This is a genomic window from Fulvivirga sp. AWR4_260 (genome assembly GCF_056158185.1).
On the sequence record NZ_JBSWSU010000015.1, the window covers coordinates 1,430,004 to 1,449,425 of the forward strand.

General features: G+C 36.3%; 16 protein-coding genes. 11 read left to right on the top strand and 5 right to left on the bottom strand.

Annotated elements, in window-relative coordinates; translation table 11 throughout:
- Positions 1–21 precede the first annotated feature (21 nt).
- Genes ACXACQ_RS12605 through ACXACQ_RS12615 form a run of 3 tightly spaced genes read left to right on the top strand, consistent with a single transcriptional unit; the run spans position 22 to position 4,997 of the window.
- The gene (locus ACXACQ_RS12605) at positions 22–3,765 is read left to right on the top strand and encodes a BamA/TamA family outer membrane protein (RefSeq protein WP_474976303.1); all 3,744 of its coding nucleotides are present in this window, start codon (positions 22–24) and stop codon (positions 3,763–3,765) included.
- A gap of 6 nt (positions 3,766–3,771) precedes the next feature.
- Positions 3,772–4,800 carry a DUF6268 family outer membrane beta-barrel protein gene (locus tag ACXACQ_RS12610; RefSeq protein ID WP_474976304.1) on the top strand — a complete coding sequence of 343 codons (1,029 nt, stop codon included), beginning with the start codon at positions 3,772–3,774 and terminating at the stop codon, positions 4,798–4,800.
- A 20-nt stretch (positions 4,801–4,820) separates the two neighbouring features.
- Positions 4,821–4,997, top strand: coding sequence for a hypothetical protein (locus ACXACQ_RS12615; protein ID WP_474976305.1), 177 nt, complete (start codon positions 4,821–4,823; stop codon positions 4,995–4,997).
- A gap of 15 nt (positions 4,998–5,012) precedes the next feature.
- Here the strand turns inward: ACXACQ_RS12615 and ACXACQ_RS12620 are convergent, their stop codons facing one another.
- Entirely contained in the window at positions 5,013–6,608 is a 1,596-nt protein-coding gene (locus ACXACQ_RS12620) for a hypothetical protein (RefSeq protein WP_474976306.1), read from the bottom strand.
- 170 nt (positions 6,609–6,778) lie between these two features.
- Between ACXACQ_RS12620 and ACXACQ_RS12625 the strand changes: the two genes are divergently transcribed.
- A complete protein-coding gene (locus ACXACQ_RS12625; RefSeq protein WP_474976307.1) occupies positions 6,779–7,831 on the top strand; it encodes an endonuclease/exonuclease/phosphatase family protein in 1,053 nt (350 codons plus the stop codon).
- Here ACXACQ_RS12625 and ACXACQ_RS12630 read toward each other — a convergent pair whose 3' ends face one another.
- Together ACXACQ_RS12630 and ACXACQ_RS12635 are read right to left on the bottom strand one after the other, a co-directional pair.
- Positions 7,832–8,317, bottom strand: a complete 486-nt coding sequence (locus tag ACXACQ_RS12630) for a hypothetical protein (protein WP_474976308.1) — start codon at positions 8,315–8,317, stop codon at positions 7,832–7,834. It abuts the gene before it with no gap.
- 28 nt (positions 8,318–8,345) lie between these two features.
- Complete coding sequence (locus tag ACXACQ_RS12635) at positions 8,346–8,498, bottom strand: lmo0937 family membrane protein (protein ID WP_474976309.1); 153 nt, start codon at positions 8,496–8,498, stop codon at positions 8,346–8,348.
- Positions 8,499–8,922: 424 nt separating this feature from the next.
- On the opposite strand from ACXACQ_RS12635, the gene ACXACQ_RS12640 reads away from it, so the two are divergent.
- The 7 genes from ACXACQ_RS12640 (at position 8,923) to ACXACQ_RS12670 (ending at position 18,169) form a co-directional block, all read left to right on the top strand.
- Positions 8,923–9,297 (top strand): response regulator, encoded by a 375-nt coding sequence (locus tag ACXACQ_RS12640; protein ID WP_474976310.1) that lies wholly within the window; start codon positions 8,923–8,925, stop codon positions 9,295–9,297.
- A gap of 30 nt (positions 9,298–9,327) precedes the next feature.
- Complete coding sequence (locus ACXACQ_RS12645) at positions 9,328–10,716, top strand: sigma-54-dependent transcriptional regulator (RefSeq protein WP_474976311.1); 1,389 nt, start codon at positions 9,328–9,330, stop codon at positions 10,714–10,716.
- A gap of 228 nt (positions 10,717–10,944) precedes the next feature.
- Positions 10,945–14,043, top strand: coding sequence for an ATP-binding protein (locus ACXACQ_RS12650; RefSeq protein ID WP_474976312.1), 3,099 nt, complete (start codon positions 10,945–10,947; stop codon positions 14,041–14,043).
- Entirely contained in the window at positions 14,044–14,499 is a 456-nt protein-coding gene (locus ACXACQ_RS12655) for a response regulator (protein ID WP_474976313.1), read from the top strand.
- Between the two features lie 5 nt (positions 14,500–14,504).
- A complete protein-coding gene (locus tag ACXACQ_RS12660) occupies positions 14,505–15,974 on the top strand; it encodes a two-component system sensor histidine kinase NtrB (RefSeq protein WP_474976314.1) in 1,470 nt (489 codons plus the stop codon).
- 75 nt (positions 15,975–16,049) lie between these two features.
- Positions 16,050–17,417, top strand: a complete 1,368-nt coding sequence (locus tag ACXACQ_RS12665) for an NAD-dependent succinate-semialdehyde dehydrogenase (RefSeq protein WP_474976315.1) — start codon at positions 16,050–16,052, stop codon at positions 17,415–17,417.
- Complete coding sequence (locus tag ACXACQ_RS12670; RefSeq protein ID WP_474976316.1) at positions 17,414–18,169, top strand: phosphatase PAP2 family protein; 756 nt, start codon at positions 17,414–17,416, stop codon at positions 18,167–18,169. Before ACXACQ_RS12665 ends, ACXACQ_RS12670 begins: the two co-directional genes overlap by 4 nt.
- 79 nt (positions 18,170–18,248) lie before the next feature.
- Here ACXACQ_RS12670 and ACXACQ_RS12675 read toward each other — a convergent pair whose 3' ends face one another.
- Complete coding sequence (locus tag ACXACQ_RS12675; RefSeq protein WP_474976317.1) at positions 18,249–18,497, bottom strand: DUF7218 family protein; 249 nt, start codon at positions 18,495–18,497, stop codon at positions 18,249–18,251.
- Between the two features lie 125 nt (positions 18,498–18,622).
- Positions 18,623–19,414, bottom strand: a complete 792-nt coding sequence (locus ACXACQ_RS12680; RefSeq protein WP_474976318.1) for an XRE family transcriptional regulator — start codon at positions 19,412–19,414, stop codon at positions 18,623–18,625.
- Positions 19,415–19,422 lie beyond the last annotated feature (8 nt).

Consider the following 19,422-nt stretch of genomic DNA (forward strand, 5'->3'; position numbering starts at 1 on the left):
ATATAAAAACACAAACATTAAATGCCCTTTAAGTCTACTTACAATATTTTATTTCTAACCATTATCGTATTTTTTATTCAAGCTGGCTGTGGTACCGTTAAGCCTTATTATGGTAAGGCGTATAAAAGCTGGCCAGATAATAATATGCCTGCAGACGAAGTGCTGCATAGCATTTACCTTATTGGTGATGGAGGAGATGTACTTATAGATGAACCAGATAATGTTTTGGCTGCTTTAGAAAAGAAAATAAAGGCCGAACCCGATAGCACTAGCAGTATTATTTTTCTTGGTGATAATATTTATGAAAGAGGGCTTCCTGAAGAGTCGTCTCCTGTTAGAGAAAAGAAGGAAGAGATTATAGAGGCACAAATGAATATAACCAAAGGTTATAAAGGAAGAGTGATATTTATCCCAGGTAATCATGATTGGGATAAGAGTGGGCCAGTAGGACTAGAGGCTATCAATAGGGAAGAGGAATACATTGAAGAGTACTTGAAAAATACTAAGAGCAACGTTTTTCTGCCAGATAACGGTTGCCCCGGCCCTGTAGAAGTTAACGTAAATGATCAGCTTACTATAATCATTGTTGATACCGAATGGTGGCTAAGAAAGTATGATAAACCTCATGCCCCAGAAAATGGCTGTCAGGTAGAGGATCAATTAGATTTTATTATCCAGCTAGAAGATATAGTAAAGAAAAATGATGGAAAGCATGTACTACTTGCTGCTCACCACCCATTGTTTAGTAATGGAAATCATGGAGGTCATTATAATTTCTGGGATAATATATTTCCGTTGCGTCTGGTAAGAGATCACCTTTACATTCCCTTGCCGGTAATAGGTTCTTTATATCCCGTACTTCGAAAGTCTGGAGCTTCTGCTCAGGATATTCCAAATACAGATTACCAAAGATATAAGAAGGCTCTGATTTCAATATTGGAGAATAGGCCAAATGTAGTTTATGCAGCAGGTCATGACCATAATTTGCAAATGCATAAGCAGGGCTTAATGCATGAAGTAATTAGTGGAGCTGCCTCTAAATCTAATTTTGCTGCGAGGGGATTTGGTGCTGAATATGTACATCAAACCTCAGGTTTTTCTCGCATAAGATATTATAAAAGCGGAGAAGCGTGGGTGGAATTTTTTTCGGTTACAGAAGCTAATCATGATGGAGAAGTGTCTTTTAGGACTCCTCTCTACGCACTTAATCCCGAACAAACACCAGCTGCAGATATTGATCACGTACCCGATTATGGCGACAGTACTAAAATGATGGCCGCAAACCCAAATTACTCCATGAGCAAATTGGGGGAGTTCTTTTTTGGAGCTCATTATAGAAATGAATGGGTAACGCCTATCAAAGTTCCTTATATAGACCTTAAAACATATGCTGGTGGTTTAAAACCGATCAAAAAAGGAGGAGGAAAACAAACTATTTCTATTCGTTTTATGAATACTGATAGCGTACAGTATAATTTAAGGTCTATTGACAAGTTTCCTGCGGGCGCCATTCCAGCAGTATTTAGAGATACTTGGGTAAATGATTTTGTGAAAGATCAAATTAGTACGGCACATCCTTATGGAGCCCTTACAATACCTGCTATGGCCAGTGCAGTTGGCATTAATCATACTAACCCTAAGATATTTTACACGCCCCACACGCCAACTTTAGGTCCTTATATTGGTGATTTTGGTGGCCGCATGGGCTTAATGGAAATTAGGCCCGATGAAGATTTAAGCGCATATGAAAGGTTTGGTAATTCTACAAATGTGGTAAGCACTGAAACCATGTTTGAGCATCTTAAAAAGGATAATGACAATGAAGTAGATGCAAAAATGTACTTAAAGTCAAGGCTTTTTGATATGCTCATTGGTGATTGGGATCGTCATGAAGATCAGTGGCGCTGGGCAGAATATGAGAAAGAAACTAAAGGATCGGTGTTTAGGCCTGTACCTAGAGATCGAGATCAGGTGTTTGTGCTTTATGATGGTGTTATTCCTTGGATTCTTAGTAGAAAGTGGGCTTTTAGAAATTTCAATAGCTTCGATTATACTATAAAAGATGTGGCTGGTCTTAACTTTTCTGCCAGAAATATAGATCATGCATTGTTATCCGAATTATCAAAAGATGATTGGAAGAAAATAGCACAAGATGTACAGCAAAAATTAACAGATCAGGTCATTGATAAAGCAATACATGAGCTGCCCAAAGAAGTATATCCAATTTCAGGTAAGGAGATAGCCGCCAAGTTGAAATCTAGAAGAGATCATCTTTTAGAATATGCTTTTGAGTACTATACATATTTAAGCAAAGATGTGAGCATTGTGGCTAGTGATAAGCATGAGCTAATTAAAATAGATCGAATGTCTGATGATGAGACATGGGTTAGGGTATATAAAACTACTGAAGATAAGGAGGTAAAGCAAAAGCTATACGATAGGGTGTTTTCAAATGATGAAACGGATGAAATATGGATTTTTGGAAGGGATGGTAACGACCAATTTGAAATAGAAGGTGAAGTGAATAAAGGGTTGAAGTTAAGGATAGTAGGAGGAGAAGATAGCGATACATTTACCGATAAGTCCCACGTAGCGGAATGGGGGCATCAGGCTATATTTTATGATAATAATGAAGATGTACCTCGTATGTATGCCGGTACAGATGCGAGAATAAAGACATCAAAAAAAGAATGGGTAAATAGGTATGATAGGGATATGTATAAATATAACTATCTCGGCCCTCGACTTTTTTTTGAGTATAATGTTGATGATGGAATTTATCTCGGTGGAGGTGCCAAGTTTACTACACAAGGCTTTAGACACGATCCTGCTAAAACTTCGCATACTGTTTTAGCTAATTATGCCATTAACACACAGGCTTTTAATTTTAAGTATAGAGGAGATTTTTATTCATTATTTGGTCACCATTGGGATTTACAACTCGATGCCCTGGCCAATGGACCTAAATATGTACTCAACTATTTTGGGCAGGGAAATGAAACAGACTATAATGAAAATATAGATTACTATAGGGTTAAGATGAACAGCGTGAAGGTGAATCCTTCTATCGTAAAACGCTTGTCAAAGGTGGTGAAAATAGGACTAGGGCCTGATTATGAATTTATTGATGTACAAGAGAATAACAATACCATACTTGATGCTGAAGTAGCACAGGATGACTACCTCAAAACATCATCTACCAAGTTTGCAGGGGCTCGTTTTTTTACTTCTATAGCATTAACGGATCATCCCGTAAACCCAGAGAAAGGGGTAATATGGAAAAATGAAATTCATTATTTAAAAGAATTGACTTCAAATGGAGTTGATTTTACACGATATAAATCGGATCTCAGTGTTTACTTCTCTCCAAACTTACCTTTGAGGCTCACTGTGGCTTCTCGGGTGGGGGTAGCCACTAATGTGGGAGATTATTATTTCTATCATTCAAATTTTCTCGGTAATCTGGAAAACTTAAGAGGCTTTAGGAAGTTTAGGTTTGCAGGTAAAACTAGTTTCTACAATAATAATGAGGTGAGGTTGAAAGTTTTTAACCTGCGCAATAACCTTGTTAATGGCAATGTTGGAGTATTTGGCTTTTATGATCAAGGTAGAGTGTGGACCAAAGAAGGCAATTCTTCCAAAATGCATCATGCTTATGGGCCAGGGGTTTACCTACATTTATTTGAGGTTTTTCTGCTGTCGGGGTCTTATGGCATATCAGAAGAGGAGAATCTATTCACTATCAAAACAGGATTTTTATTTTAATTATATATGAAAAAGTTTTTAATAATAGCCACGTTGCTAGGTGTCATTGCACAGGTTAATGCACAGAGTCAGGAAGATGAAGATGATGACAAATGGGCTTCGCCCCGAGTAAAGAATATGATGCCCAGAGGTATTGTAGCCAGTTATACTCCTGTAACAGCATATGATATTGAAAGCCATAGTAATTTGAATGGACTTCCTGATGCTGATACACGAGTAGACCATCTTAATAAGCTGTTATTTAAAATAAAGGCTCCCATATTATTAAGAAAACGAACTAATATAATTATTGGTCTTGATTACGCTCAGGATCAGTATAAATTCAAAAGCAGTGATTTTGAAGATTATGCCTTGTACAAATCTTTACACGATAAAAGAATGAAATCAAGGGTATTTAAATTTTACTATGACCATTCTATAGATGAAAAGCACTGGCTTTATATAAGATCTAGTGCTGCGCTAAACGGAGATGTGGGTGATTTAAATTTAAGTATTTATGAGTTTGCCAAGTATACCATGGCCGCATTTTACGGATGGAAGAAATCAGAAAATAATTCTTACGGTATAGGGTTGTACATGAGTTATGACCTTGGGCAGCCAAGCATTTACCCCGCGTTTTTGTGGAACAAAACTATAAATGATCACTGGGGGTTTGAGTCTAAAATACCCGCCCAGTTTCAATGGCGATATAATGTTAATGATAAGCAAAGATTCTTTGCCGGATACGAAGTGTCAGGAGCTAGCTACAATGTGAAATTAGATGATGAGCAGCTGGCACGATATAACGATTTACAACTGAGAAGATCAGATGTTTTTGCATCTCTTACTTATGAAAGAGCTGTAATTTCTGATTTTATATGGATGGCAGTCTCGGCTGGTTACAGGTTTAACTATAAGCTAGATATCTCCGAAGATGATTCTTTTAAGAAGAGCGATCCTATTATCGAAAATGATATTAGCCCAAGTCCGTATTTCAATTTCTCAGTCTTTTTTACACCATCAGAAACCATAAAAGAGGTGTTTCTTGATGAATAACTAAATAAACGAAAACTATTATGGAAACAACAGGAGTTATACCTTTAATATTACTTTACATTGTTTTACCCTTACTTATTTTGGGAGCAGTAATGTACATCATTAGAAAGAAAAATGATAAGGCAGCCGGGAGGTCACCTTCCAAGAAATTTGATTCTCTAAAAGCCGAGGAAAGAAAAGGAGAGAGAAAATCGTAAGATTTTCTCTTTTTTTTAGTCGGTATCTATACGCTCTTCCGGAGCTTCAATTCCGGTGCTAGACCTGAAGCCCGTAAGGAGTGATTTCCACCAGTAATTGAAAATAGACTTCTTCTTGTCTCTTTCAAAGTGAATGTTTCCCACCCTAAATTTACCGTCAGATTTAGTGTTGTCAGTTTTAACTATAAAGGTATTGGCCAAGAATGTTTTAAGGCTTTCACCTATCCCTTCTGTTTCATGCGACTCTTTTGATAGCGTATTTATTTTGAGGTTGCTGTACTCAAAGTTCATGGTGCCATCAGAGTAATTATTATTATAAGTGAAGTCAAAATCTAAGCTTAGCAAGTCCCCATCTTTAATTCTGGTAAAGCCCACATACTCTAGCATAGGATTAAAATCTGTTAATTTCATAGGTGATAAATTACCCTTAGTAGTGTACTTGCCCTTGCCTTTGGTTAATGGAAAAGAGAAAGATGCTGACAGCTTACCTTTACCCATTACTTGAGCCTGAGCATCCATTATAGCTCTGTAATTGCTTTTTTGCTGGATACTATCAATGTTAGTAATAGAATATACAGAGGCATATATGTTTTCGAAATGGACCCTGCCTGGGCCTTGAGCTTCTTTTACAAACTCCTGATATTCCACGCGCCCTTTTTTAACTTGAATGGTGTCAATGTTTAAATTAAAGCTGAGCTCGTCCATTACAGTGTGCAGCAGTTTCGTATCTGGCTTGTCAGTAGGGAAGCTTAGTCTTTTGTCTCTGAAAATTAGAGCGTTGGGCTGTTGTAAAGTTACCTTGCTAAAATGGTAGATGCTGTCATTTAACATGGTTTTAAAACCTATATCGGTGATGGTGATGTTAGGAATTTTTAAGTCTATCCAGTCTATTTCATGTCCAGCATATGATCCAATTTCAAATTTACCTTTTGTAGATTTATATTGTACAGAGTCAAGGTTTAGTTTTTTTTCTTTTAACGATACTGTGCTACTAGCCACATTAAGGGTGAAAATGCTATCGGGTAAATTTATAGCCAAATCTTTAATAGACATTTGCATGTCTTCAATATCAAATAATTTGTATTCGTGTACCTTGTTGCTGTCACTTTCAAAATCATATAAGCTCAGTTTAAAATGGCCTTTTGCAAACAAATGATCTTCAATAGTATCTCTGTGGTTGATGACAAAATCTCCTTCTTCAATAAATGCCTCATCAATTTCCATTTTAGGAAGCTTTAGGGGTGAGGGCTTTTTCTTAGCACTGTCACTATTATAATAAGTGTTAATAGTATATATGACGCTAGGGGAAGAAAGCTTTATTTCCGAAATATTAACTTTTTTGGTTACTACATAAGACAGAATGCCGATACCACTAACCTCAAGCTTGTCAAAGTTAATTTTATACTCTTGGGCGCTGTCGCTACTGTGGAATTCTACGTTATGAATGTTGAATTTTCTACTTAGTATGTCAATGTTAAATGAGTCATATTTTAAAGTAATACTCTCATTATTAATTGAATTTAACCTTTTTGATATCAAATCTTTGGCCCATGGGTTGGCATAATGGCCAATGAGGTAAATACCTAATACAATCAATATTAATATCACCATCCCGGTAATTATTAATATGTTCTTATTACTCTTTTTAATTGACAATGGTTGATAGTTTATTTACTTAAAGGGTAAATTTCGTGCCATTTAAAAAGAGCAGTATTTATCTGCATTGGCACTTTGTTTGCATTACTGCTGTAGATTTATTGCTACATTAAAATATTGAGATTTTGGAAGTAACATTTATTGCACTAGCTATAATTACTATTGTAGCCACAGTAGTTAAATTAATTAAAAAGGATGCCTGGTGGATTCGTTTTTTTGATTTTCCTCAGGCCCAATTTGTAGGTTTTGGCTTTATATCAATTGCCGGATTAATTTATTATTCTTCATTTACAGAAATTTGGCAGTTTATTTTACTTGCAGCACTCACCATTGCTACAGTTTACGAAACTATAATAGTGTTTCCGTATACTTGGTTAGCGCCCAAAGAGTCTCATAAGGTGCTGTCAGAGGTTAAAGGTAATGACATTAGCATTATGATGAGTAATGTTTACATGTATAATAGAGAATATCAAAACTGCGTAGACCTTATTAATAAAGTACAGCCAGATTTGATAATTATGGTAGAAACAGACCAGAAGTGGGAGCAAGGAGTAAAAAGTATTGAGGAAAATTATCCATACCGCATTAAATATCCATTAGATAATACTTACGGTATTTTAATGTATTCCAAACTTAAGTTGTCAGGTTCTGAGGTGAAGTTTCTTGTGGAAGAAGATATACCCTCCATCCACACCTATGTGACTTTACGTAATGGCGAAAGCATTAAACTATATGGAATTCATCCTAAGCCACCTAGTCCTACGGAAAATTATAGATCTACTGAAAGAGATGCAGAGCTATACCTTGTAGCACAAGAAGTAGAAAAAGTAAAAGGGCCAGTAATAGTGGCTGGTGACCTTAATGATGTAGCATGGTCTCGCAGTACCCGTATTTTTCAGCGTATAAGTAGGTTGCTAGATCCTAGAAAAGGAAGAGGATTCTTTAATACCTTTCATGCTAAAATACCATTTTTAAGATGGCCTTTAGATCATGTTTTTCATACCCCTGATTTTAAACTAATAGATATAAAGAGGTTGCCAAAGATAGGTTCTGATCATTACCCTATGTACATCTCTTTAGCTTATACCCCTGATAAGCCTAAATATGAGACTTTAGAAGATCCTGCAAATGAGGAAGAATTAGAGGAAGCTAAAGAAAAGATACAAATGGTATTGTAATTAGTGTTTGTTATCTATGAAGTTGAAACGACAGTCAAACTTCATACAGGTATAAATTTCCATTAAATGCCTCTCTATAGGAGAGGTTATTTCAAGGAAAATTACATCCATGTTCATAATTATATTCTTCGCCTTTTTTAAGTTAGGCGTTTGATTCTTCTTATTGGTGTATAATTCATGAGCTTTGGCTATTTCCCAGGCCAAATGCGCCTGGTACTTAGTGTAGCCTTTTATTTGATAGCTAAGTCTGTTAATTACCTTTTCAGAAGTGCCTACATAAATAATTTCTTCATTTTGTATGAAGGCATAAAGCCCTTTGAAATCAGATACACGGCCTAATTTTTTGATTATATTTTTTTCTCCTTGGCCTTTACCAAACAGCTTTTTAACAGGAAACGCATGTTTTTTTAATGATTTTAGCATTTCCAAACGTCTGGGAAGAATGTCATCAGTGTATTCTTCAAAAGCAAGATCGTAATATTTCATGGGCTTTATTTCAGTTCTTTAGTAATATTTATAATCTGCGGCCGCTAATTAACCTAAACAGAATGGCAATAACTGCGAAAACTAATAGGATATGTATCAATGCTCCCACACTGTAAACAAACACACCTAATAACCACCCGATTATTAATATTACTGCAATTATATATAGTAAATTACTCATAGTTGATAAATTAATTTTAGTTTAATTAACTATATAGAAAATGACGTGCCATATACGGATTTGAAATTTTATAAGTCTTAATTCATGTAGCTGCATCTCCTACTGAGAATATTATGCCTCTTTATTGTGTAAAAAATTACACACCCTACTTTTTTGTTTTATAAATTTGTCAACCAATAGCCTTGCTATTACGCTATTTAGAGACTTAAGACTGAATTGGTACAAAATTTTCAGTTTCGCCATTGATTACCCAAAGTTTTAAGTCTTATGATAATTTTGAACATGTTCCTCTCAATTCTGTTAGCATTTGTAGTGTTCCTAAGTTCTGTTTATTTCCTTACCAGAGTAATTTTCAAGAAAGTGAATTTAGACGAATACATAGAAAAGGGTAGTGAGGCTTAGTTAATCAAAAGAAGAGAATTTAATGAAAGAGCAGATTTTAGTTGTGGACGATGAAGTTGAGATATGCTTGCTGTTATCAGGTATGTTGAAAAAGCTTGGGTTTTATACTACCTATGCACATAGTGTAAACGATGGACTCAGGAAAATCAAAGGAGACACTTATGATGTAGTGTTCCTAGATCTCAACCTTCCTGATGGTTTGGGGTTTCATCTTATTCCTAAAATAAAAGCGGAAAACCCTGATGCCAAAATCATAATTATTAGCGCCTATGATAGCAATATTGAAAGGCAAAGGGCTATATCCGAAGGTGCTAACTTTTTTATTCCTAAGCCCTTTAACAAAAAGATGATTTTAGATGCACTGGGAGAACTCAATGTGTCGGATGCATCTAACTAAATTTTAAACAGCGTAATTTATATCAGCCCAATGGAGAAAATATTAATAATAGATGATGATAATGACATTTGTTTGCTACTGAATAGATTCCTTACAAAAAAGAATTATGAAGTAGAGCATGTCAATACTGGTGAAGAAGGTATCAGAATTCTAAAAAGAAAAACGTTCGATCTGGTCATCAGTGATTATCGTCTGCCTGATGAAGACGGGATTAGTATTTTAAGAAAGATAAAAATCATTAACCCAGAAACTGCTGTTATTATCATAACGGGGTATTCTGATGTGCGCATAGCTGTACAAACATTAAAACACGGGGCTTATGATTATGTAACCAAACCATTATATCCCGATGAGATTTTGGTTACAGTAAAAGAAGCTATCAAACAAAAGAAAGAACAGAACGAGCAGGTGCAATCTGCAAAGAGTGGAGGTAAGAAGAAGAAAACTGGTTCCAAAAAGGCTTTTGTTTCGGGTAAAAGTAGCCAAGCCGAGATAGTACACAAGCATATATCTCTAATAGCCCCTACAGATATGTCAGTGATTATTACTGGAGAAACAGGTACCGGTAAAGAGTTTGTGGCTAACGAAATCCATAATAAAAGTAAGCGTAGCGACCAGCCTTTTGTGGCCATAGATTGTGGTGCTCTTCCAAAAGAACTTGCCGGCAGTGAGCTTTTTGGACACATGAAAGGCGCTTTTACAGGTGCTTTGGCTGATAAGTTGGGTAGTTTTGAGATTGCCAATGGTGGTACGCTGTTCCTCGATGAAATAGGAAACCTTTCTTATGAAAATCAGATAAAACTTTTGAGGGTGCTGCAAGAGAGGAAAATTAGAAGGTTAGGAGGGGTGAAAGATTTAAATATTGATGTAAGGGTAATTGCCGCTACTAACGAAGACCTAAAAGAAGCAGTTAGAAATGGTAAATTTAGAGAGGATTTATACCATAGATTAAACGAATTTAGAATAGAACTATCTCCATTAAGAGAGAGAAAACAAGATATACTTATTTTTAGTAGACATTTTCTTGACTTAGCCAATGCTCAGCTAGAGAAGGAAATTGATGGTTTTGAAGATGAGGTGGAGGAGAAGTTAAAGAATTACTATTGGCACGGTAACTTACGCGAATTACAAAATGTGATTAAGCGAGCAGTATTACTTTGCCAGACCGATAAGATAAGTATCGAATGTCTTCCTTCTGAAATAATTTCACCTGATTATTTGTCTGCTTCACTCACCAGTAATGATAGTCAGCCAGCAGATGTGACCAACCTGAAGTCAGTTTCAGAAAATGCTGAAAGAAATGCCATTATTAGCGTTTTGGAAAAAACTGGTTATAATAAAACCAAGGCAGCAGAAGTGCTTAATATCGATAGAAAAACACTTTATAATAAGTTGAAAGCATATGATATTAACATTTAAGTTATTGCTCATAATATAAATATTTTAATACTTGCGAAGTATTTTGAACAAATATACTTCACAAGCATTTATACTATATCAAGGACTTTAGTACGAAGAAGCTAGCAGGTCCTATTTTTTGTTTGATAAATATTTATCGAATGATTTAATAATACCCAAACTATAAATTCACTTTACACAACTTGTTACTTAACTTATTTTTAGCGCTCACATAGTGCTTATTAACCTATGAAATCCATTAAATCATTTAGGATCATATTCGGAGTAGTAGCAGCTATTTTGCTTATTATCTCTTACGTAGCTTACCGCAGTTTAAATAATATGATTGATGATGCCGCTTCTGTTTCTCGTACCAATATTGTTATGCGAGAATTAGAAAAAGTGATATCCGAAGTTAAAGATGCGGAATCTGCTCATCGGGGTTATCAGTTAACGAATGATTCTACCTACCTTGAACCATACTACAATAGTAAATGGATAGCGCTTTCTAAGCTGGATTATGTAGATAGCTTAACACGTAACTACCAGGTGCAACAATTAAGACTGGATACGCTTCGTATACTGGTCAAAAAACAATATGATATTATAGAGGCTATCATTTATGATATGCAAGACAAAGATCGCTTTGAAGAGGTAGAGAATAAATACCTCAAGAGTGGTAATGACAATATGGATGAAATCCGAGGGTTGGTAGACCGTATTGCTGATACCGAGTGGCAGGCATTAATACGAAGAACTAACCGGCAAGATTATTCTAATACCATAACTCCATTATTGATTTTTATGGGGTTCATTTCAGCTGTTATTGCTGTGGCGTACTTATTTACTCAGCTCTATAAAACACTGCGCATAAAAATTGTAGCAGAGCAAGAGCTAGAACAAAACCTTATGCAAATAAGCAATGAGGTCAATGAGAAAATGAGAGCCAAGGAATCTCTGCGCAGGGTGTTAGATAGTTCTCCAAATGGTATCTTATTCATGGAGGCCGTTCGGCAAAATGATGAAATAGTAGATTTTCAATTGATTTTAGGTAATAAAACCGTTGAAACCATTTTCAAAAGACCACTGTCTGAAATAGAAGGTAAATTACTGACTACAGCATTCCCTAATACCAAGGAGACTGGGCATTATGATGACTATGTAGAAGTTACAAACTCTGGTATATCGCAAAATTTAGAGGCTCATTATAAAGATAATATGGCTGATGTTTACCTTGATGTGAATGTGGTAAAGCTGGAAGATGGTATTGTAATGACCTTGGTAGACACTACGGAAAAGCGGCAGACCGGTAAAATTATAGAAGAAAGTACTCAGAAGTTCGAGGCTATATTTAATGGTACATTCCAGTTCATTAGCTTGTTAGATGCTAATGGAGTGGTGCTAGAAGCTAACCGAACTATTTTAGATTATGGAGGAGTTGAAAGCGCTGATATAAAAGGTTCAGTGTTGTGGGATTGGCCTTGGTGGTCTAAGTCTAATGATGTGCAGAAAGATCTGCGCTTAGCAATAGAACGTGCCGCCCAAGGTGAGTTTGTGAGATATGAAAGTGAGTTTTATAATCAAAATTCGGAAGTAACCACTATAGATTTCTCCCTCAAACCTATTAAGGAAGGTGATCATGTGAAGCTTATTATATTTGAAGGAAGAGACATTTCTGAGATAAAAGAAGCTGATAATGAAAGGGCTTTTACTAGTCAGTTGAACTTAACTATTGCTAATTCAAATAACTTTGACGAAGCGGTAACAAGTGTTTTTGACCAGATAAGTACTCGCTTCGAAATGGATTATTCAGAAGTATGGTTACCGTACGAAGGGCAATCTTATCTTTCTGAAATTTACTACGCCACGGAGCATAAATTTGCTCAGCTTCACGATGAAAATCAGGAATTACTGATCAATAGAGGTGAAGGTATGGTTGGCCGTGTGATGGAAAGCCTTCAGATGGAATATATAGAAGATCTTAATTCGGCTTCCTCTGAGCAGCTAAAGCATGTTACAAGAGCATTAGATTATGGATTGACAACGGTTTTTGCAGTGCCAATTTTATTTAATAAAGAGTTGGTATTAACCGCCTTATTCTTTTCTAAGCAGCGAATAGCCGATTTTGAAGGTTTATTAAGAACAATACAGCAAATATCATCATCCATTGGTGCTCTTTTGATTAAGAAAAGAACCCAAGATGATATAGAGATAACAAATAAAATTTTGGCTAGTGCCGAAGATATAGCCAATATGGGGAGCTGGGAGTGGTACATTCCTAAGAATAGCATTAAATGGTCTCGAGGAGTTTATAGAATTTATGAGCAGTCTCACAATTATAATCCTACAAGAGAAAGTTTCTTTCATGCTATTCACCCAGAAGACCGAGAATCAGTAGAAAACAAAATATCAACGGCTATTCAAAATAGAACAGGTTTTGATATAGTTTATAGAACACTGACCAAAGAGGGTACTATAAAGCACATCAGAACTTTGGCTACCTTCTCGTTAGATACAGATGGAGATAACGATACCTTGTATGGTACTATACAAGATATTACACAGCAAAAATCATTTGAAGCAGATATACTTCTTAAAAATGATGAGCTGGTAAAATCTAATAAAAATCTAGAGCAATTTGCCTATGTAGCTTCGCACGATTTGCAAGAGCCACTAAGGAAGATACGAGCCTTTGGAGATAGACTAGTAACCAAATACGAAGAGGCTCTTGATGAAAGAGGCGTGGATTACATAGCACGTATGCAAGGGGCGGCTGCACGTATGCAAGCGCTTATAGATGACTTGCTGAAGTATTCCAGAGTAGCCCGTAATTTGGAGCCATTCCACCCCATAGACTTAAATAAATTATTAACAGAAGTAACTGGCGATTTGGAAACGCGAATTGCAGAAACAGATACTCAGTTTGAAATAGATACGCTGCCAACGCTAGACGGTGATGCGGTGCAGTTAAGACAGCTATTCCAAAACTTGATTAGCAATGCTATAAAGTTTACTCCTGAAGATAGAAATCCGCTTATAAAAATTAAAGCCGGTGTAGTGGATGGTGCCAAAGCAAAAAGTTTTTTCAATATTAATGGTGATTTGACTAAACAATTTCTCGAATTAAAGATTACTGATAATGGTATAGGTTTCGATCAGAAGTATGCTGAACGAATTTTCAATATCTTTGAGAGATTACATGGCAGAAATGAGTTTCAGGGCACAGGTATTGGTTTGGCGATATGTCAAAAAGTGGCTCAAAATCATAATGGAGCCATAAAAGCCACCAGTGAAGTCGGCAAAGGGACTACATTTACAATTTTATTACCTCTAAAAAGCGATATATAAATGGCTGAAGTAGCAAAAGCAATTACCATTTTAATGGCGGATGACGATCCGGATGATAGAATGTTGGCCAAAGAGGCCTTAACAGAAAACAGGTTGGCTAATGATCTTCATTTTGTGGAAGATGGAGAAGAGTTGTTAGACTTTTTATACCAACGTGGTAAGTATACTGCTGCACCAAGACCAGGTTTGATTTTGTTAGACCTGAACATGCCAAGGATGGATGGCAGAGAAGCCTTAAAGCACATTAAAAGTGATGCTGACTTAAGGCGTATTCCTGTAATTATTTTAACCACAAGTAAGGCAGAGGAAGATATTGTGAGAAGTTATGACCTAGGGGTTAACTCATTTATTTCTAAGCCTGTAACTTTTGATGAACTGGTAGAGGTTACAAGACGTATTGGTGATTATTGGTTTGGTATTGTTGAATTACCTAAAAATTCAGAACAAAAGTATTAAGACAAATGGTTGAGCATAAGAGCAGCGTCATTAATGTATTTTTAATTGACGATGATGAAGACGATTTTATTTTAGTTAGGGATTATTTAGATGAACTTAAAAGCCTAACTAATTTTGAAATAGATTGGCAACCCGATTATGATAAAGCTCTCGAAGAAGTGTGTGCAGATAAGTATAATATTTGTCTGGTAGACTATCGATTAGGGGAGAAGAATGGGCTAGATTTTATAAAGACCGTTCGTTCAAAAGGGTGTCAGATTCCGTTAATTCTTTTAACAGGTAAAGGAGACAGAGAAATTGATTACAAGGCCATGCGCCTAGGAGCTTCTGACTACTTAGTTAAAAGTGAAATCAACGGAAATACATTAAGTAGAAGCATTCGGTATGCGATCAACCATTCTCAGTCTATAAAAGAATTAAACGTTAAAGAAGAGAAATACAGGTCTTTGTTTGAAAGATCTGTAGACTCTATTTATATGATTAACAAAGAACACCTGTTCATTGATGTTAATCAAAGTATGGAAAAATTGCTGGGTTTTTCTAAAAACGACATCTTACATAAGTCTATAAAAGACCTATTTGATGACGAAGAAACCTACCATTATTTCTATGAAATGCTGGCCAAGAATGGTCAGGTTAAAGATTTTGAAATCACCTTGGTACGAAGTGATGGTGTTAAAATTGAGTGTTTGGTAAATGGTATTGCACTTAATGATGATCATGGAGAGTTGTATGGTTATCAAGGGATTATACATGACTTAACGCTAAGAAAAAGAGCCGAAGAAGACCTGTTAGTAGCTGAGAAGTTGGCCATGACAGGGCAAATAGCCAGAAGTATGGCTCACGAAGTTAGAAACCCTCTTACTAACCTTAATTTGGCCCTAGAGCAACTGAGAGATGAGGTGGATGAGGAAGAAACAGATACCGGCTTATATTTCGATATTATCAGGCGTAATGCTGATAGAATAGAACAGTTGATAACAGAGATGTTAAAAAGCTCTAAGCCTAAGCAGTTGAATCCTGAAGTAGGTGATATTAATGCTGTGGTGGAAGAAACATTAGCCATTACTGCTGATAGGGTTAAACTTAGAGGTATCAGACTCGTTAAAAAATTAGAAGAAAATCTACCCAAGGTATCTTATGATAAAGAACAACTGAAAACGGCTTTTCTCAATATCATTATTAATGCTATAGAGGCCATGGAAGTTGATAAGGGTATATTAAAAATTGACACAGTACAAACTGAGAATTCAGTAGTTACTTGTATAGCAGATAACGGAAAGGGTATACCTCAGCAAGAAATAAAGAAGCTTTTTGATCCTTTCTTTACAGGTAAAAAAGGCGGTATGGGATTAGGACTTACTTCTACACAAAATATTATTAATAGCCATGGAGCTAAAATAACAGTAGACAGTGAAGTTGGAAAAGGGACTATTTTTCGTATAATTTTCCCTATTCATTCTTTTATGTCTTAATCAATTTATTGCTGGCAGGCATAACATTTGTATCCGTACAGGTAACTTTTTTATAAAATAAAAGTAACTATAGATATGAGTATGCTAGTTATAAATCCTGCCAGTGGAGAAGAGGTGAAATCTTATGAAGAGCTTTCTTCCCATCAGGTAGATGAAATTATAGATCAAGTACAGGCAGAATGGCTAGAATGGCGCAAAACTTCATTTAAAGAGCGTGCTGCCTTGATGATGCAAGCAGCTGAGATCCTAAAAAGGGACAAAGAAAAGTGGGGCAGGCTGATGATGGAGGAGATGGGCAAGACCCTTGCTGATGGTATTTCAGAAGCAGAGAAATGTGCATGGGTGTGTGAATATTATGCCCAAAATGCAGAAGGTTTTCTTCAACCAGAAATGGTTAAAACAGATGCATCTAAAAGTTTTGTGTCCTTTCAGCCAATAGGAATTGTACTCGCTGTAATGCCTTGGAATTTTCCATTTTGGCAAGTATTGCGCTTTGCCGCACCCGCTATAATGGCCGGTAATGCGGGTATTTTAAAGCATGCCTCTAATGTGCCTGGGTGTTCTCAAGCTATAGAAGAGATATTTAGAGAAGCGGGCTTCCCTGATAATATTTTTAAAAGCTTGCTTATCGGCTCTGGTGAAATCAACAATGTAATAGAAAACTCGCATGTTAAGGCGGTAACTCTTACAGGAAGTACACCTGCAGGAAAGGCCGTAGCCTCTAAAGCAGGTGAAGAGTTGAAAAAGACCGTTCTAGAATTAGGAGGGAGTGACCCTTATGTAGTTTTAGAAGATGCTGATATAGCACTTGCAGCTGAAACTTGTGTAAACAGTAGGTTGATTAATGCAGGTCAGAGTTGTATTGCTGCTAAGCGTTTTATTGTGGTCGCTGAGGTGAAAGATGAGTTTGAAAAGCTAGTAGTTGAAAAAATGAAAGCCAAAGTTATGGGAGACCCTGAGTCAGAAAAGACAGATATAGGCCCTATGGCTCGAAAAGACCTTAGAGATGAATTGCATGAGCAGGTACAGAAAAGTGTTTTGGCTGGAGCAAAATGTGTACTAGGTGGTGAGATTCCTGAGCGTGATGGTGCGTTTTACCCACCAACTGTGCTTACTGATGTGCCTAAGGATGCACCTGCTTATCATGATGAGTTGTTTGGCCCTGTAGCTGCAATAATTGAAGCTAAAGATGAAGAGGATGCAATTAAAATAGCTAATTCTACCTCATTTGGTTTAGGTGCAGCAGTTTTTACTAAGGATATTGAAAGAGGAGAAAAGATAGCTGAAGAACAGCTGCAAGCAGGCTGTTGTTTTGTTAATTCTTTAGTGAAATCTGACCCAAGATTGCCTTTTGGAGGGATTAACCAAAGTGGATACGGACGTGAACTGGGGCCTTTTGGTATCAAAGAATTTGTAAATATAAAAACTGTTTATATTAAATGAGGTTGAAAATACTGACGTGTATTTTTAGCTTCATCTATTTTGCAGGTTTTGCTCAACAGCCCGATTCAGTTGATGCTGGAGAAGGTAAGAGGTGGCATCAAACCACGTTTGTGAAAACGGCCGGAGTGCCTATAGGTTTGACGCTTATGGGCTTATATGCAGCCGAGACTAATGCCATTTTCAATCGGCATGATGCCAAAACTATTGTAGATAATAACTTTCCTAATTTCTCATCACATCTCGATGATGTGATGAGATATATTCCTCCTGCTACTGTATATGGACTAGATGTTTTAGGTGTAAAAAGTAGGCATAACTTCAAAGACAAAACCTTAGTCTTTCTAAAATCAAATATTATCGCCTTGGCCATTACTTATCCCCTTAAAGCGATAACGAAGGTGAGGCGCCCTGACGGTAGTAGTTCTGCATCATTTCCTTCCATGCATACTACGCAAGCTTTTTTAGGCGCTGCATTTATGAGTAAAGAACTGGGGTATAAAAGTGTGTGGTTTTCTATAGGAGCTTACTCTGTAGCTACTGCCACAGGGGTGTATCGCATATTGAATAATAGACATTGGCTCTCTGATGTTTTAGTAGGAGCAGCAGTTGGAATACTTTCATCTAATATTGCTTATCTTACTCATCATTTTAAAGAAGATAGAGCCGTGGGCAATAATAAAGTGACATGGTATGTTGTACCTACTGTAGGTACTCATAATTATGGAGCAACTTTAACGCTGGCTTTTAATTAGAAAATTTAAGCATGTAAAAGAAACTGTTATAAAAGAGGAAAGGCAGTTTTAAACTGCCTTTCCTCTTTTATATTATGTATCAATTATTTCTTAGTGAGTCAATAAGTTCTTTTTTATTCATTTTACTTCGCCCTTCTATACCCACATCTTTTGCCTTATTAAGGAGCTCTTTCTTAGTACGCTCTTCGTAGGGCTTACTTTTGCCACCCTTTTTTCCTGCATCTTCTGTGTTGGCTATTCTTGCAGCTTTTTCTTTGCTCATGCCCTGTTTGCGCAGCTCTTCGTATTGCTCATCATTTTTAATTGATGGGCCATGATTTTTTGTCATAGTCATTTCATTATTGGTGTCAGTGTCAATTATGAAAAAACTATACCATTATATTTTTGGCAATAGAAAAGGAAATAACCCCGTGATAATGAAAAAGTAGAGAATTAAATTCAACAAACTTGTAGTTATTTGTTGTCGTTAAGTTTACGTACTTCTCTTCGCAACGTCTCTAAATTATTTTCAAGCTTTTCTATTCTTTTGGCATCCACTAATCCAGACTCCACAAATACATTGGTGATTTTGGCTTCAATTTTCCAAATCTCCATAATTTTCTTACTCTGGATGCTGAAAGTCTTGTACTTACTGTTATCACTTTTTAATATCAGTAATTGCTTATCGTTTTCATAGTAATAAACACGTTTAGCCACTATACCATCAGAGGTAATTACTACGCATAGGGTGCCATTTTCGATGTTTTCTATTTCTTCTACGTGCTTACAAATTACAAGTTCTCGCGGAAAGATAGTAGGTACCATGCTTTCACCTTCTATTTCAAAAAGGCGATAGTTCCCATTTTGATAACCAGGTATCAAATAGGCATCAAGTGTTTTAATATAATCAGGGTCAGAATGCTTATCTATATAGCCAGCATGAGCCTCTTCTTTAATAAAAGGTATAAGATTCTTATCGTTACTCTTTAGCTCTATATATACCTTTTTAGGCTGGATATTTACATATTCCTCTTCTTCTTGAAATATTTCTCCTGCGCCATTCACTATCCAGTTACAATTTACGTTTAATTCAGTACTTAGACTGCGCAAAGTATCAAGCGAAATTTGTGACTTTCCACTTTCTATTTGCGATAAAGCACCTTGAGAAATATGTATCTTCTCGGCAAACTTTACTTGCGACATCTGTAGTAATTCTCGGAGCATTGTTATACGCTCAGGTTGAAATCTACTCTTCTTCTTCATCATTATATAAG

Bases quoted from the DNA above. Each gene is read 5' to 3' on its own strand.
- ACXACQ_RS12655 (WP_474976313.1), top strand. From the start codon at position 14,044: ATGGCTGAAGTAGCAAAAGCAATTACCATTTTAATGGCGGATGACGAT.
- ACXACQ_RS12650 (WP_474976312.1), top strand. From the start codon at position 10,945: ATGAAATCCATTAAATCATTTAGGATCATATTCGGAGTAGTAGCAGCT.
- ACXACQ_RS12615 (WP_474976305.1), top strand. From the start codon at position 4,821: ATGGAAACAACAGGAGTTATACCTTTAATATTACTTTACATTGTTTTA.
- ACXACQ_RS12605 (WP_474976303.1), top strand. From the start codon at position 22: ATGCCCTTTAAGTCTACTTACAATATTTTATTTCTAACCATTATCGTA.
- ACXACQ_RS12670 (WP_474976316.1), top strand. From the start codon at position 17,414: ATGAGGTTGAAAATACTGACGTGTATTTTTAGCTTCATCTATTTTGCA.
- ACXACQ_RS12675 (WP_474976317.1), bottom strand. From the start codon at position 18,497: ATGACAAAAAATCATGGCCCATCAATTAAAAATGATGAGCAATACGAA.
- ACXACQ_RS12640 (WP_474976310.1), top strand. From the start codon at position 8,923: ATGAAAGAGCAGATTTTAGTTGTGGACGATGAAGTTGAGATATGCTTG.
- ACXACQ_RS12665 (WP_474976315.1), top strand. From the start codon at position 16,050: ATGAGTATGCTAGTTATAAATCCTGCCAGTGGAGAAGAGGTGAAATCT.
- ACXACQ_RS12635 (WP_474976309.1), bottom strand. From the start codon at position 8,498: ATGAGTAATTTACTATATATAATTGCAGTAATATTAATAATCGGGTGG.
- ACXACQ_RS12630 (WP_474976308.1), bottom strand. From the start codon at position 8,317: ATGAAATATTACGATCTTGCTTTTGAAGAATACACTGATGACATTCTT.
- ACXACQ_RS12620 (WP_474976306.1), bottom strand. From the start codon at position 6,608: ATGGTGATATTAATATTGATTGTATTAGGTATTTACCTCATTGGCCAT.
- ACXACQ_RS12660 (WP_474976314.1), top strand. From the start codon at position 14,505: ATGGTTGAGCATAAGAGCAGCGTCATTAATGTATTTTTAATTGACGAT.
- ACXACQ_RS12680 (WP_474976318.1), bottom strand. From the start codon at position 19,414: ATGATGAAGAAGAAGAGTAGATTTCAACCTGAGCGTATAACAATGCTC.
- ACXACQ_RS12645 (WP_474976311.1), top strand. From the start codon at position 9,328: ATGGAGAAAATATTAATAATAGATGATGATAATGACATTTGTTTGCTA.
- ACXACQ_RS12610 (WP_474976304.1), top strand. From the start codon at position 3,772: ATGAAAAAGTTTTTAATAATAGCCACGTTGCTAGGTGTCATTGCACAG.